General features: G+C 44.8%; 14 protein-coding genes. 2 read left to right on the forward strand and 12 right to left on the reverse strand.

All coding sequences use genetic code 11. The features are described 5' to 3' along the window. Positions 1-18: 18 nt before the first annotated feature. The 5 genes from ACKWCA_RS10510 to ACKWCA_RS10530 all read right to left on the reverse strand — a co-directional run bounded on the left by ACKWCA_RS10510 (position 19) and on the right by ACKWCA_RS10530 (position 6661). Positions 19-606, reverse strand: coding sequence for a superoxide dismutase family protein (locus tag ACKWCA_RS10510; RefSeq protein ID WP_413978153.1), 588 nt, complete (start codon positions 604-606; stop codon positions 19-21). Positions 607-675: 69 nt separating this feature from the next. Continuing rightward, complete coding sequence (locus ACKWCA_RS10515) at positions 676-1170, reverse strand: YdeI/OmpD-associated family protein (RefSeq protein ID WP_413978154.1); 495 nt, start codon at positions 1168-1170, stop codon at positions 676-678. Positions 1171-1327: 157 nt separating this feature from the next. Further along, the gene (locus ACKWCA_RS10520) at positions 1328-2542 is read right to left on the reverse strand and encodes a bifunctional alpha/beta hydrolase/OsmC family protein (protein WP_413978155.1); all 1215 of its coding nucleotides are present in this window, start codon (positions 2540-2542) and stop codon (positions 1328-1330) included. Further along, positions 2539-3249 (reverse strand): DUF2490 domain-containing protein, encoded by a 711-nt coding sequence (locus tag ACKWCA_RS10525; RefSeq protein ID WP_413978156.1) that lies wholly within the window; start codon positions 3247-3249, stop codon positions 2539-2541. The genes ACKWCA_RS10520 and ACKWCA_RS10525 overlap by 4 nt, the downstream gene beginning before the upstream one ends. 190 nt (positions 3250-3439) lie before the next feature. Further along, positions 3440-6661, reverse strand: coding sequence for a VPS10 domain-containing protein (locus ACKWCA_RS10530; RefSeq protein WP_413978157.1), 3222 nt, complete (start codon positions 6659-6661; stop codon positions 3440-3442). A gap of 172 nt (positions 6662-6833) precedes the next feature. On the opposite strand from ACKWCA_RS10530, the gene ACKWCA_RS10535 reads away from it, so the two are divergent. Continuing rightward, complete coding sequence (locus ACKWCA_RS10535) at positions 6834-7370, forward strand: hypothetical protein (RefSeq protein WP_413978158.1); 537 nt, start codon at positions 6834-6836, stop codon at positions 7368-7370. A 39-nt stretch (positions 7371-7409) separates the two neighbouring features. Here the strand turns inward: ACKWCA_RS10535 and ACKWCA_RS10540 are convergent, their stop codons facing one another. From ACKWCA_RS10540 to ACKWCA_RS10565, 6 genes are all read right to left on the reverse strand, one after another. After that, entirely contained in the window at positions 7410-8027 is a 618-nt protein-coding gene (locus tag ACKWCA_RS10540) for a methyltransferase domain-containing protein (protein ID WP_413978159.1), read from the reverse strand. Beyond that, positions 8002-9252: a metal-dependent hydrolase family protein gene (locus tag ACKWCA_RS10545; RefSeq protein ID WP_413978160.1), complete on the reverse strand. Its 1251-nt coding sequence runs from the start codon at positions 9250-9252 to the stop codon at positions 8002-8004. Before ACKWCA_RS10545 ends, ACKWCA_RS10540 begins: the two co-directional genes overlap by 26 nt. Positions 9253-9256: 4 nt before the next feature. Further along, positions 9257-10630: an amidohydrolase family protein gene (locus ACKWCA_RS10550; RefSeq protein WP_413978161.1), complete on the reverse strand. Its 1374-nt coding sequence runs from the start codon at positions 10628-10630 to the stop codon at positions 9257-9259. Further along, positions 10627-12054 (reverse strand): amidohydrolase family protein, encoded by a 1428-nt coding sequence (locus ACKWCA_RS10555; protein ID WP_413978162.1) that lies wholly within the window; start codon positions 12052-12054, stop codon positions 10627-10629. Before ACKWCA_RS10555 ends, ACKWCA_RS10550 begins: the two co-directional genes overlap by 4 nt. 32 nt (positions 12055-12086) lie before the next feature. Beyond that, a complete protein-coding gene (locus ACKWCA_RS10560) occupies positions 12087-12854 on the reverse strand; it encodes a CDP-alcohol phosphatidyltransferase family protein (protein WP_413978163.1) in 768 nt (255 codons plus the stop codon). 110 nt (positions 12855-12964) lie between these two features. Continuing rightward, complete coding sequence (locus tag ACKWCA_RS10565) at positions 12965-13804, reverse strand: cyanophycinase (protein WP_413978164.1); 840 nt, start codon at positions 13802-13804, stop codon at positions 12965-12967. A 104-nt stretch (positions 13805-13908) separates the two neighbouring features. Here ACKWCA_RS10565 and ACKWCA_RS10570 point away from each other — a divergent pair, with 104 nt between their 5' ends. Next, entirely contained in the window at positions 13909-15165 is a 1257-nt protein-coding gene (locus tag ACKWCA_RS10570; RefSeq protein WP_413978165.1) for an MFS transporter, read from the forward strand. A gap of 8 nt (positions 15166-15173) precedes the next feature. Here ACKWCA_RS10570 and ACKWCA_RS10575 read toward each other — a convergent pair whose 3' ends face one another. Beyond that, positions 15174-15752: a YdeI/OmpD-associated family protein gene (locus ACKWCA_RS10575; protein ID WP_413978166.1), complete on the reverse strand. Its 579-nt coding sequence runs from the start codon at positions 15750-15752 to the stop codon at positions 15174-15176. Positions 15753-15816 lie beyond the last annotated feature (64 nt).

Genomic DNA, 15816 nt, shown 5'->3' on the forward strand with positions numbered 1-15816 from the left:
CGATTCTTATACTTAAATCTATTGAATGATTCCCGTACAGCTTACTCGTGCTCCGGCAGCGCCACTTGGTTGCGAAGTGAAGTCATCGACACCTTGATGTACAATGACACCTTTGCCCACAATATTCTTAGTAGCATCGTCACATCCAATACACCACTCACTGGTAGCAAACTCGACCGTAGCATTGCCTTCGGCATCTGCGGGGAAGTTACCAATATCGCCTTTGTGATAGCCTTCTTCGGCACCCCATTTACCATGAGGGGTATTTGTAGGGTTCCAATGTCCACCAGTGGATTTTCCATCCGCAGAGGAGCAATCGGCCTTATCATGAATATGAATCGCATGTTCTCCCGGAGTTAATCCAGTAAGAACTGCCATCATTTTGACCGTTCCGTTTTCTTCGGTAAAAGTGACATCGCCGGTAACCTCACTGTCACTTTTTGGTTCCATTTTGAACTTGATTTCCTTTGCCATAATCTCTTCCTCGATTTCTTCAGCAGCTTCTTCCACGGTGTCCACCGCTTTTTCGGCTTCCTTTTTTGCCTCCTTACAATTATAGGAAGCGAAGACCAATAGGCCTAGTGCGGCTATTTGTAGTGTTTTCATTTTTCGGTTTTTTAGTGAATTTTTTTCGATGTTGAAGTTACACAATAATTGAGGTCATGTCAAACACAATCAAAATGATTTTAACAAATCGGGATTGTAACGTATTCCTCGTTTCAAATTCTCACAGATTAAGATAGATTTATCAATTCGAGTCTGCGAATTTTTGTATCTGGCCACGGCATAAATAATACCTCTCTTTTTTCCATCGGTAAAGGAATCGAAAATTTGATAGGCTTCATAGTCGCTGGTCAGAACAGCATCTAGTTCTTCAGGCATTTCCACACCGTATTTCGAATCGTCTTCAAAGAATTGTAATTGAAAATAGTCGTTGGGGAATAGCCCCAATTCTTTTTGGTAACGCTTGCCGAACATCATGTAATAGCTTCCGTTTCGCTTCTGAATCGCGGCATGAAAATGCAACACTTTCCCCTCAAACGAAGCCTTTGCCTTTACCCGCTTGATGTTCTTTTCGAGAAAAGGTTGAATGATGGCTACAGGTAGTAGCAGGGAATAATAGCTTCCCGTAACGGTAATCTCGAAAGGTTCGGTTTTTAACTTGGACAAATCGTAAAATTTAATAAGTCGTTGTTCAGCGGTCACAGTTAAGAGATCATTGTTTATTGCAAACCGTTCCCTGCTAACTGATCATTGGTCATTGATTATTATTCACTGTTCACTGTTCATTGCTCATTGCCAACTGTTCACTGTTTACTGTTCATTGTTAACGTATGAGTTTGGTGATGACCTGTGTTTCGCTATGTAATGTTCTATGAACAGGGCATTTATCGGCAATCTCTAAAATACGGGCAATTTGTTTTTCGTCTAGATTTCCGGTCAGTTTGATTTCCCGATGGAAGGTATCGATTTTCGCTTTATCCGATTCGCAGTCCTCACAATCCTCAGCATGTGATTTTCCGTATGACGTGTGCACTTCAATGGTTTCCAAGGGCCATTTCTTTCGCCGCATATACATCTGCACGGTCATTGCCGTACAAGCCGACAAACCTGCCGAAACCAATTCGTAGGGTGAAGGTCCAAAATCGTTTCCTCCAAAGGAAGTCGGTTCATCTGCGACCATATAGTGATTGCCCACCTTCATGGTTGTAGTGAAGCCATCTTCGGCATCTAAACTTGCCACTACCTGATGTTGTGATTTCAATGATGATCCCTCAGGAACTTCAACATAACGTTGCGCCCATCCGGCGATAACCCGACCGACATAGACCGAGTCACTTTTGTTCATTAGCAAATGATCCGCACCATCAATGGAAACGAAACTTTTCGGATGACGTGCGGCCACATAGATTTCCTCGGCATTTTTAATGCCCACAGTGTCATCTTGTGGAGAATGCATGATCAACAAGGCCTTTCGCAAACCTTGAGCGGTTTCCGGAAGGGATTTCGATTCTAAATCGGTCAAGAATTGCTTTTTGATGGTAAAGTCCCGACCGCTCAAATTCACTACGGCCTTACCAGATGCTTCAATTTCATCCAATCGACTTTTGAACAGATGCTGTACATGTTTCGGATTTGATGGGGCTCCGATAGTTGCTACGGCCTTTACCGAAGCGATCTTGGACGCCGCAAAGATAACCGCGGCACCTCCTAAAGAATGCCCAACAAGAAGGGTGGGGGAGCTGTAATTTGTTTCTAGGTAGTCTGAGGCGGCAATTAGATCCTCTACATTACCGGAGAAATTGGTATCCTCAAAATCGCCATCGCTTTCACCCAATCCTGTAAAATCAAAACGCAGTACCCCAAAACCTTTTGAAGTAAGGGCTTGACTTATATTCCGTACCGCTGAGAGATTTTTGTTACACGTAAAACAATGCGCGAAAATGGCAAAGTTATGCGGATGTTGATCTGCGGGTAGTTCTAATCTGCCGACAAGAGTTTGCCCTTCTTTATTTTGAAACGTGATTTTTTGGAGACTCATGGTGCGTTCTTTTTAGATTTACGTCTTAAGTCGGGATTGTAAAAGACACCTATCTGCAAGCGATCGAAATTTGCCGTGGGAAAATGATTTTTTAGGTACCCCACTTGAACACTAGTATTCTTAAAGACATGGGCACCTAGTGCTCCATACAAACGATTTTGACCATACACGTTATCCTGCAAATTCAGAAATATCTCGTCATAGAAATTCAGGAAAAATATCTTGTTCAAAGGTACGGTAACCTGTAAGCGATACCGTGCCCGATGCTGGGTACTTTTCTCGTAAAAGGGTGAATTGCGGTTCTCCACTTCAATGAATCGTTGTTCCAGTCGATAGCGATGTTCGAAAAGAACTCGACCTACGGTGTTCTTCAAAATAAGCTGTTGAAAAATACGATGCTCTGAGATGTTATTGATCAGGTTCTCATTTCCCTCAAAGGTCGGGTCGGTGTCGATAAAGGCATATCCTCCCGTAACCATGGCATTCCGATTGATATGATAGTTCAACCCCGTTCGAAGTAGCAATTGATTGAAATTCTTACCGTTTTCATAATAACGCAGTTGCGCTTCGGTGTGTATGCTCAGCTTTTCGGAAATCGTATTGGTGCCGAAATACATATGCCAAGAACCCCATTTATCATCACCGATTTCTTGAGCAAAACTTGTAATTGAATGGAGTAGCGCTAAAAGAGCGAGCGTTTTTTTCATCAAAAGAGCGTCTTCTTAAATTAAAATTTGTTTTCCTTTATAAAATAGCGCGATAATCAAGGATGTATACCGCACGTATCGATTCGTTTCATTGAATTTCCTTCGAATGTCTCTTAATCCTGCCTTTGTCGCCAGACAGACCTGCCACTAGCTTGTTTACTGAGGTTTTACAACACACAGTGCTTCCTCTCTAGTCTAAGCTGAAACGTTCGGTTTCTTTGAAGGGTGATAATTCTAAGGCTTCGATTGATTCACGATACGCGTTCCAACGGTCCGCGAAAAATGTATTGGTCTTTTCAAGGGCTTTTTTCAAATCCATTTCAGCATACTCCATTAGTTTTTTTTCGGTTTCGGTCAGACCGGATTGACGCGTCCCTGCATAATAGCCTGCATTTCCAAGGCGCTGCATTACCGTGATTTCCGGGTTTCTGGTAATACCTTGACGTTTGTCATCCTTGCCAATGTATAACGCGATGACCGAATCGATGGCTTTGACCATATTCCCCGAGGCTTTGATTTGATCTCTGTATTTTTTCTTATCCAGATCTTTCATCTGCTTTGAATATTCATTCACGGTGTTTTTGCTCTCTACAAGTTGCTTCACCGCATCGGCGGCGATTTGCGTCATTTTCGCTACTTTGCCCGAAGCCTCGTACACTTCATTGATTGAATTCAAGTCTACTTCCAGTCGGGGGTCCGACGCTACGGTAATGGCAGTCTCGTCAGTCAAATCGCCAAAAGACATTCGCACCGTATAGGTGCCAGGTCTGACATCGCGACCACCGCGCTCATCTTTGCTTTTGCTGATTTTTCGAGAGGGCCGGTCAGGTCCCTTCTCATCCATTTCCCAATAAATTCTATGGAAACCTGGTTTTTCCGGAGTCTTGAATTTCAAGGTGCGAATGACCTGATTACCCTTTAAAAACTCAAATTGAACGGAGTCTTTCTTTTGTACTCCGGTCAATTCTTTTTCGGTTGCCGAAGTGGCATCATCTTTTTCTCCATCCTCTTTATTTTCTGGAGCGTCTTTCTTTTTCTTCCCTTCTTTGAGGTAGTACGTAATCATCGCACCCTCTTTCCTATTCTCGGCGTTGTAAAGGGCGTCCGCACCAAAACGACTTCCGGTGGGCTGCTGATAGGCAGCTTGATACCCCACGGGAGGTGCGAATAACTTGGCATCTTTATTCAAGATGCCTCTATCGGAAGCTATGGCCCGTAACGGACGAATGTCATCTAAAACCCAGACGGCACGACCAAAAGTACCAATGACCAAATCGTGTTCTCTTGGTTGTATGACAAGGTCCTTTGTGGATACTGTCGGAAATCCTTCGGTCCATTTTTGCCATTTTGTACCGGCGTCAAAAGAGATGTAGAGTCCGTCATCCGTTCCTAAAAACAACAAGTTCGGATTTTCAATATCCTCAACAATAGAGAGGGTATAACTTTGCACGTCGGAACCGTCAACGATACGTTCCCATGTTTTACCATAATTCTTGGTGCGATAGGCGTAGGGGGTATAGTTAAACCGTCGATAGTCATTGGCGATCAATAAGGCTTCCCCTTTGTTTTTGTTCGAGGCTTTAATTTGTGGAATCCAGCTACCACTGGGCAGTCCTTTGATGTTAGTTGTGACGTCTACCCAACTCTGTCCGCCATTTTGTGTATAATGCACTCGACCGTCATCAGAGCCTGCCCAAAGCATATCCTTTTCCAATGGCGAAGGTTCAATGACCAATAAGGTGGTGTGATTTTCGGCCCCTGTGGCATCCATCGATAGTCCGCCACTCTCCGATTGCTTTTGCTTTTCCGGGTCGTTTGTAGTCAAGTCAGGAGAAATGATTTTCCAGGTCAATCCTTTGTCGGTGCTCTTGTGTACATATTGACTGCCAAAATAGACGGTGTTATTGTCAAAAGGATCTTGACCGATAGCAGCATTCCAATTAAAGCGCAACTTTGTTTCTGCATCTGGCGGAGTGGGGCGAACAATGTAATTGTTGCCGGTTACGTGATCGTATCGTTGTACAAAACCTTGTTGGCTCATGGTATACCCATATCGCGAATCATCGGGGTCGGGTACGACATCGAAGCCATCACCAAAACTGATTTCTTGCCAGTAACTGTTTCGAATGCCTTGGTCTTTCCACACATAGGCAGGGCCGCGCCATGAACCGTTATCTTGTAGACCACCATATACATTGTACGGAAACTCATTGTCCACATTGATATGATAGAACTGCGCAACGGGAATATTGCCCACAAAGCGCCATGATTTACCACCGTCTTTCGTAATATTCATACCCCCATCATTACCGTCCATCATAAACTGACCGTTCTTAGGGTGTATCCACCAGGCGTGGTGGTCGGGGTGCACCCCGTTATCTACTTGATAGGCGGGCATAAGTTGCGTGAAATTCTTGCCTCCGTCTTCCGAGACATTCACATAGGTAAATACCGAGTATACGCGGTTCTCATTTTGTGGGTCTACATAGATTTCAGAGTAATAGAAAGGTCGATTGCCGATATCGGCCTTGTCGTTGATTTTTTTCCATTTGAATCCGCCGTCCTCAGATTTGTACAGTGCATTCTTTTTGGCTTCTACAAGCGCGTATACGATATTCGGTTTTCCTGGGGCTATGGCGATTCCGATACGCCCTAGGTCTCCTTTAGGCAGGCCATCCTCTTCCGATAAACGTTTCCAGTTTTTACCGCCGTCATGGGTCATGTACAATCCACTTCCTTTTCCTCCGGACTTAAAAAACCAAGGGTCACGTTTGTGTTCCCACATCGCCGCAATCAATTTATTTGGATTGGTCGGGTCCATTACCAAATCGGCTACGCCAGTTTTATTATTTACAAATAGCACTTTTTCCCAGGTCTCACCGCCATCCGTCGTTTTAAAAACACCCCGTTCTGGATGTTCGCCCCACGGAGATCCAATAGCGCCAACATACACGGTATTGGGGTCCGAAGGGTCGATTTTTATACGATGGATGTGTCGTGTCTTTTCAAGACCCATCGACTTCCAACTTTTACCCCCGTCCAAGGATTTATACACCCCGTAACCACCATTTAAGCTGTTTCGTGGGTTCCCTTCACCAGTGCCTACCCAGAGTATCGAAGGGTTGGATTGCTGTATCGCCAGAGCCCCTATGGATGCCGTCAGTTCCTTATCGAACATCGGTTCCCATTTAATACCTCCTGAAGTCGATTTCCAGAGTCCCCCGGAAGCCGTGCCCACATACATGACATCAGGATTATCATGAACGGCATCAATAGCGGTAACGCGACCACTCATTCCCCCAGGCCCAATGTTTCTAGGCTTGAGGTCTTGAAGCAATTTCATGTCAAAGTCTTGTGCACATAGGGGGAGCGTCGCGATGAACATCGCAAAAACGAGTAGTTTTTTAGTCATTTTGATTGAATTAATTAGTCGAGTTAAATATACCAAAAACTTTAGGGAGAATTCTTAAGAGGGTGTTAAGAGCTAGTATCGATTCACTATCTTTAAGACGCAAGCACGTTGCGCAATCTCTGGGCAACGAAAGTCCAACCTAAATCGTCTTTAAATATAGACACCAATAGCTATGGACAAACTTACCTTAAAATCAAGAATCAGCATTACTGTAGTGGTCACCCTTTTGGTATGGGGTCATATCATATGGGACTATTTCCATGGGGGTATTCCTGTTCATTATGTTTTACATGATGATGCCCTTCCGGGAATTCCCAATTGGGTAGGTGGTTTGGTTTTGCCATTTTTTACTTGGTTCCTATTATACAGAATTCATCGACGTATGAGCGGTTTTGAGATGCTTCCAGCCTCTGAAAGCCTGAACGCCATACTCAAGCGTTTTTTGTTATCCCTTTCCATAGCGCTATCGATTTCTGTGTTCTTTAGTCTTCAGATCGATATCATCGATTACATTATGTTGGGCATCATCGTTTTAGCGTTATTTTATCCGTTGTACAAATCTGAATACCTCTTGGGCTGGGTGCTCGGTTCTTCATTTACCTTTGGTGCTATCATTCCCATTGTTTTTGGGAGTATATTGGCACTGATGCTTTTTATCGTTTACAAGCTATCTACATTCGTAGTGGGCTTCGTAAAGACAAAAAGATAAGTTTCTTCCCTGTAAGCAAAATAGTGCTTTTTTCGGGGGTTATTTTTTCTCAAAAACCCCAAATAATTCACTGCCCATTCTTGGCGGAATTGAATTGTAGCAAGGCTCAAAAGTAATAGGTTTGAAGTAGGGGGTTAAATAGCTTAAATAAAGCTTTTTATCACCACCGAAAGGACGTTTTTCCATATCCTCCGTGAGGGGGATATCAAACCATACCCCGACCAATTTTCCATGAGATTTCAATACGTCCGCCATTTGTTTTGCATACGCAGTTCGATTTTCTAATGTTGGGACAAATGAGCAGAAAAAGGTCTGCTCAAAGATGAGATCATAGCGGGTATTGTGCTGAAAAAAATCTTCTAAAAGCAACTGCTGTTTCGGAAAGTCGGGGTTTCTTTTCGCGAATTGTTCCAACGGAACTTGCGAAATGTCCATGATGAATACGTTGCGAAATCCCTTTTTCCAAAGATATTCGGCTTCATAGGCATTTCCAGCGCCGGGGATAAGAATAGAGATCGTCTTATCTTCAAGTTGGTCAATATAGGTCTTGAGTGGTATGGAGGGGTATCCGATATCCCATCCCGTTCTAGCTTCCTGATAACGTTGGGTCCAGTATGCTTCTTCTTTCAATTCATTCGGTTTTGTAGGTTCGACCATCCTTCATAACAAATCGTACCTTCCGCATGGCATTAATATCTTTCGTTGGATTTCCTTCAACAGCTATGATATCGGCCAGATATCCTTTTTTAAGTTTACCTAGCTTTTCCAAGTGAAAAATTTCGGCATTCACGGCTGTTGCCGATTTCAAGGCATCTATCGGTTTCATCCCGTAATCGACCATCAATTCAAGCTCGCGGTAGTTTTCCCCATGGGCAAAAACGCCCACATCACCTCCGAAAACGATTGGAACTTCAGCGTCAAGGGCCATTTGAAACGATTGCTTCTTACGGGTGATTCGCTCCGGTACGGGATCTATTCCCTTGCGCCATCCGCGATATTGGGTAATCGCATCACCTGCCGCCAGTGTGGGACAAAACCCGATACCTTTTTCTTTCATCAGCTTAAAGATCTCCAAAGTGCCGCCGTCACCATGTTCAATGGTCTCTACACCACCGGCTATCGCTCGTCGCATTCCTTCAGGGGTACTTGCATGGGCTACCACGTGGCTACCGGCACTCGTCGCCGTGGCTACCATGGCGTTGATTTCCTCTTGTAAGAACGTGGGCTGCGAAGGTGCTCCTGGTGTCCATCTATAATCGGCATATATTTTAATGAAATCCGCGCCATTGCCCAATTGCCTACGAACGGTTTGAATGACCGCGGGAACGCCACTGACGGCCTCTGCTCCCAAAGGTACCTGAACACCATCGTGAAATCCCTTTGGTCCGTATGCTCCGGTAGCTACAATTGCTGGTCCGGCAACCAGCATCCTTGGTCCGGGAACGATGCTGTCTTCAATGGTTTTTTTTAGATACACATCAGTGTAACCCGCTCCTTCGGCGCCTAAGTCGCGTGTTGTGGTAACACCCGCCCACAAGGTCTTTTTGGCATGCACGGTACCTCGAATAGCCCTTTCTACTGGAGATTCTTTCAGTACTTGGTCGTTCCAAGAGGTTTCATCGTAGGGGTGGAGTAGTAGATGTGAATGCCCTTCTATCAATCCGGGCATTAGGGTAGTGCCGTTTAGGTTTATGATTGTCGTATTGCCGGAATATTTCAGATCGGAGGCACTGCCGACATAAGCAATCTGGTTGCCTTCGACCAAGACTACCCAGTTCTCGTGTAGTGCCTCACCATCGAACACTCGGTCTGGTCGAAGAAGGGTTTGTGACAGAACGAGGTGCCCTAACGAGAGCAGTATAAGGGTCAATATGTTTTTCATGATGTTAGTTTTGGGAAGCATGTTTGGCTACGATAGCCAACTTTTCGTCTATTTCTTCCTTTGGAATCCAACGACCTCGCAACATGACACCTGCAATCTCTTGTAAGGCGGTCATATCATCCAAGGGATTCGACTCAAGTAATACCATGTCAGCCTCCAGACCAACCTTCAGGTCACCAAAAGTATCTTCCATGTCGAAGTAGCGGGCAGGGTTTACGGTGCCTGATTTCAGTATCTCCAGCGGCGTCATTCCGGCACCTATCATGCCCTGAATTTCGTGATGGATGGAGAAACCGGGTACATTGAAAAGCTGTGGGGCGTCGGAACCTAGAAGCATGCCATGACCGTTGGCATTCAGTTTGGCGATCAGTTCTTTTCTTATGCCGTCAAACTTCTTCCATTGCTCCGTATTAAAGCTAGGGTCGTTTATAGACTCGTCTTTACGGGTTTTCCAATTCTGCAAGGTTGTCTTGGGCATATAAACCATTTCGGGTTGCTGCAAGAGTTCATCTGAGCTAATAGGGGCGAACCAACGCTCGAAAAGGCTCTGTGTAGGTACGATCCATACCTCGTTCTGATTTGCAAGTGCTACCAATTCATCAATTTTGGAGGTGTTGGCCAAGGGGGTGAAGGCATAGCCGAAAAAACCATTATCGGTAGGTTTTACATTAGCGGACTCGGGTACAAGGCCCTCCAGAAAACCGTCGACATGATCAATGGACGCATACCTGCTCTTCAAAGCATGACGAATACCTATGTCAACAGGTACATGCCCGGCAAAAGGGATGCCGACCTCATTGGCAGTGGCTACCACCTGATCGAATACCTCGCGTTGAATACCGGGATGGATTTTCAAAAAATCATAACCGGCCTTTTGATATGCGCTTACCTTCTGTATGGCCTCTTCTTTAGAGGTCACCGAATTACCGTTCAAAGAAGGACTAGAGGTAAAGATACGCGGACTAATGATACGCCCTTCTTTGGCTACCTCCCGCAGTGTCAGATGGCCTGGGTGACCTAACATACCGCGAATAGTGGTAATGCCGTTGGCGACATATAAAAAGAGTACTTCCTCCACACGTTCGGCCGGAGTCGAAGGAGGGGGAATATGGGCATGCATCTCCGCTAAGCCTGGGATCACATATTTTCCGGTTCCGTCTATAGTGGTCGTATAGGCTCCGGGGTTTTCAATATCATCTGTGATTCGCTTGATTTTCCCGGAGTCGATAACGATTTGACGATTTTTTAAAAGCGAGCCGTTCGTGACATCTATTTGATTCACGTTGGAAATAAGAATTGCTGTCGGACTGATTTTCTCCTCTGATTGTCCACAAGAAACGAAAACAATAAGCAACAAGGATAACGCGAGTTTTTTCATAAGTCTGGGTTTTGATCTACTTCCGCAGATTGTAATAGGGTTTCAAGGTCCTTTTTGTAAAAGATCTTGTCGCCATGTACCGTGCAAAAGATGTGTTTTGTGTTCGAGATGTTTTCTAAGGGATTTGCCTCTAAAATAACAATATCCGATAGTTTTCCCTCGGATAGCGTTCCATAATCCGTATTCTTTTTTAGGAAGTCCGCTCCATTGTAGGCCGAGGAGCGAAGGGCATCAAGGGGTGGAATACCGTTGGCCACCATTTCTTCCAATTCCTTATGCAAAGAAATGCCCGGGTAGGTATAGGAATTATACGCCCCGCTATCCGAGCCCGCCAATAAGCGAACATCCGCTTCATGAAGGGATTTGGTAAGTTCGCCAAAGAAGGTATCAAGATCCTTACGATCCTGTATTGCCTTTTCGGAAGCATTCAGCGCCCTTTTGATACGACCCTCGTACGTTTTTTGAATGCCTTTGGTCATGTATTTCAAATAGGGGTCATGGGTATGATTCACTTCATCAAGGTAGCTCAACACCTTCCCAATATGCAATGTAGGTACAACGAAAACCCCATTTTCCCTTAGCTCATTGAAGGTACGCTGCGCCACGGAATCTTGGTAAGTCGCTTGTAAAGCTGGCATGGCCTCCCAAAATCCGATTTCTTTATTGACCAATTGCTGAGTTATGGGTGTTTCTTCCGAAGAACATCCTTTCATCACATAGTACAGGTGCTCAATGGCATCGATACCAGCTCCTATGGTTTCATCGAGCGCAACGGTAAACGGCATATGGCCCGAGGTAATTAGGTTTCTATTTTCGGCTTCGGCAATGGTTTTAAGGTAGGCTTCGCCCGAAATTCTGCTATCATAGAGCTTTACGAAATCCGTTGGAATGGCCTCAAGGGAATCTAAGGCCTTTGTAATATCCTCTTCGTCTACGACTTCAAGTGATCCTGCCCAAGTTCCTCTAGGGCCATCGATTTTAGGACCTGAGGTGAAGATAGTAGGGCCGACCAACTCATTGGCACTGATTTGTTTTTTCCACTGCATTACGGAAGTTGTTAAATCCCCACCGGCATCTCTGACCGTGGTTATTCCGTTTGCGATAAATAGTTTCAAAAAGTTCTTATTGGCGGATATGAGACTGTCGCCCCCTCGAAAATGTACGTGATTATCCCAAAAGCCGGGTAACACGTATTTGTCTTTTGCATTAATGGTCTCCTTGGCTATATATGTGTGTTTCTCGCTCGCTTTTAGGATTTTCACGATTCTTCCGTCGGAAATACCAAGGGTCTGATTTGCCATGGTTCCAGTTTCCAGGTTCAGGACGTTACCGTTTTCGATGACCAAGTCGAACATTTCCTGTTCCTCGGAAGCACACCCCGTACCTAGCAGTACGGTCAATAGGAATACGAAAATAAAGCGCATAGGACGGTTTCTTTGCTGAAAAGTAACCAATCTTACCGATTTATCAACCTTCGGATGGCGATAAATACGAAGATGAAAATCGAATAGCCTATAAAGAAAGGAATGATGTATTGTTCTAGGTTTAGCGCCAACATCAAACCGATCAAGAGCAACTGAAACCCGAGGCCAAAAGTCGACACTCCGGTCATGAACCAATTGGGCAAATAGTTGGCCTCGACAGCATCTCGATCTATGGTATGGATAATTTTATCGAACACACCATAAAACATGGTATAGAGCCAAAAAAGGAAGTCCACATCTTGTTGTCTTTCACCTGCCAGTGCCTTTGGGGTCTCATTTTCGAATATACGACTGGTGGTATCTCCATTGTGCTTGTTTCGCAAAATGACATAATAGTAGTTGTAGAGCGTACCCTGTAATTGGATTCCGAAAAAAGCGAGAATGGTCAGACTAAAAGACCCGTCGGTTACGTACCATATCGTTACCAAAATCAATAGGTTCAATATGATATCGGAAACGGAATCTAAATACCTTCCCGTATAGGAAGGTGTGTTTTTAATACGTGCCAGCTCACCGTCGGCCGCATCTAAAATCGATTTGAGAATCAAGAAAAAAGCCGTTGCCCAATAATAGTGGTTCAAAATACAGGCGATGGCTACAAGCCCCGAAATCACAAATGCGATGGTCACATGAATAGGAGTGAAGGAAGTGTTTTTAAGGGATTTCGCTATGATTTTAGCGAAAGGTCTGCCGTAATCCGATAAGTCCAAGAATTGGTTCTGCTTGGGCAGTTTTGACATAGTATTCCAGTTCTCGGAGAAAACCGGTAACGGAAACACGTTGGCCCGGTACACTCCTAAGAACTTAATGTAAAGATAAGATTTAATTTACATTCGGTAAAGGCAAGTGGTCAGTTAGTAATTACCTTCCGTTCTCGGAGATCGTACAGATCACCTTTTTGCAGAAAATAGAACGGCCGTTCGATGTTGGGGGGGTGTGCGACATCATTGGTATCCCTCGACCAAAAGTTACCATCATAGATCAGCACATTACTTTCACCAATGACTTCAAAGGTATTTTGATGGACTACAATGGCCGTGCTTTCGTCGAGCCCGATACCCAAAAGCTCGGGTCGCTTTTCCAATATTTCAAACATATCGAATTGACGGTTTCTTGCCAGAACATGTTGGTCGATGGCAATATTCTTTACAAAGCCAAATCCTTCTTCATGGTCGCCCATCATGATCTGATTGGTTTGGGTATCGCCCCTGACAAGATAAGACCCTTGAATGGTTGCCCCTGCCGAGGTGCCACCGATGACCCCGCCTTTGTCCAACACTTCCCAGAATACCCGTTCGGTTTCGGTACCGGCATAGGCGTCTACCAATCGCCACTGCCGACCGCCAGAGAACCAGACGCCGGTCGCTTCTTTTAGTGCAAGTGTAAATTCGTCCGAATCGGCCATCGTTCTGTCGTAGGTGTGCAAGACCGTCACTCGGGTACATCCGTAGTCACGTAGCTGTTTTGCGAACCATACGTCATCGTCATACGTATCTTGCCCACCCGCTGTAGGAATCACTACGATAGTGGCATTTTTGCCGCCGGCCAGATTGATAAAAGTATTGGTGATGTCCTGTCCAATGGCGCCACCACCGGCAATGACAAGGTTTCCGCTCTCGGGTCCCGTAGTCGATTGCTCTTGCGCCATTACCGAAAGAGACACTAAAAAAAGACAGAGAAACTTTTTCATTACCGGAATTTATACGAAGCTAACGATAAAATTCATAAAGCCATGGTTGCGCTTACTGTATGATCACTTTTTTAGATTCAATGGTTCTTAGTACCTTTCGGCTCATGCAGAAAACGGCCCCTTGGTATTATTTGATTTTGCTCATTTTGGCTGGTGAGGCCGTATTCATACTTCCATTTGTATTACCCCGAATTTTTAGACCTACGGTCTTAGGGGTATTCGAACTTGACAATGTAGAGCTCGGATTATGTTTTTCCGTTTATGGTGTCGTTGCGCTGATTTCTTATGTATTCGGAGGACCGATTGCCGACAAATTCCCGCCACGAAAACTCATGGCCATGGCGCTTTGGTTGACGGCTTCTGGTGGATTGGTTTTTGCTTCTTTCCCTGATTTCACTACCCTACAGTTGCTATATGGTTTCTGGGGCTTTACGACTATATTTCTATTTTGGGCGCCCATGATCAAGGCAGCGCGCGTTTGGGGCGGCACAAGTTCCCAAGGTCGGGCTTTCGGGTTGTTGGATGGGGGAAGAGGACTTACGGGAGCACTTTTTGGACTTTTGGGGGTATTTATTTTCTCCTTGTTTCTCACGGATAATGTGCAGACCGCTTCACTAGCGGAACGGCAAGAGGCTTTTCGATATGTTCTATACTGTTCGTCGTTGATCATTACCATTATTGGAGTCTTGACCTGGTTCTTTATGAAGTCTGGGGTCGATGAGAAAGAAATTCAATTGGAGAAGATCTCATGGAGCCAGATCATGGAGGTACTAAGACTTCCCTCGGTCATGCTGCTCATGATTATCATTCTTTGTGCCTACGTAGGGTATAAGATAACGGATATTCTATCGCAATACGCCAATGAAGTGATGGCTTATGATGAGGTGAAATCAGCCCAGGTAGGTACTTTTTTGCAATTTTTGAGGCCCACCACTGGTATTCTGCTGGGGCTACTTGCAGACCGTTTTCGGTTAAGTAAAGTCTTGATTTTGAGTTTTGTGTTGTCTTTGGCAGGAGGAGTGCTTTTCGCCTCGGGAATCATCGGACCTTCGTATACCGCCTTGTTCTTCATATCGGTGGTTATCATTGCCGTGGGAGTGTATTCTGCGCGAACCCTATATTTTGCCGTAATGCAAGAGGGGCGAATACCGCTTAAATTGACCGGTACCGCCGTGGGCCTAATTTCAGTGGTTGGGTATACTCCCGATATCTTTGCGGGGCCAGCTTACGGCTACTTGTTGGATGCCCATCCTGGAAAGGAAATTGGCCATCAAAACGTTTTTTGGATGTTGGTAGCCTTTTCATTTGTGGGCGGTGTGGCCTCCGTGGTCTATTATCGACTATATGGGCGAAAGAAATAACCCTTTCATTATCGACCTGTAGTTCTACTTTTTACATTATTGGCGCAGAGCCTGATGATTTCGGCAATACGTTTCTGACGGGTTTCCTCTCGTTTGGCCTGATTCAACCAATAGAGGTAACTTTTGCGTTGCCCTCGCGTAAAACCTTTATAGTTGATCAATGCCGCTTTGTTCGTATCAAAAGCTTTTTTTAAGTCGTCAGGAATGATGCCTTTTTCCACAGCGTCCAAGGCCGACCACGACCCATTCTTCTTGGCGGTTTTAATAACCTCTAAACCACTTTGGTGTATCCGATTGTGCTTGATCAAATCTTTGATATGGTCCTTGTTGACTTTGCTCCAGACGCTTTTTGGTTTTCTCGGGCAGAAATATTGCCGTCTTTTACCATTGCCAAGACTTTTCACCGTGCTGTCTATCCAGCCATAACAGAGGGCTACCCGAACAGCTTCTTCCCACCGCATGCTTGGTTTTTTGTGTGATACTGCATAGAAAATCAAATAGATTCCTTCTTGATTGGTATGGTTTTCATGAAGCCATGAGCGCCATTCGACATCGTCTTTAAAATAGTAGTGCTGTATTTCTTTCACTGATTTTTGGAATTTACCTGCTATTCCTTAAAAATAACCAATTACTGCAAATGTATTTGGCACA

Origin of the sequence: Maribacter corallii, from assembly GCF_047345415.1 — a bacterium.
Taxonomy (GTDB): Bacteria; Bacteroidota; Bacteroidia; order Flavobacteriales; family Flavobacteriaceae; genus Maribacter_C.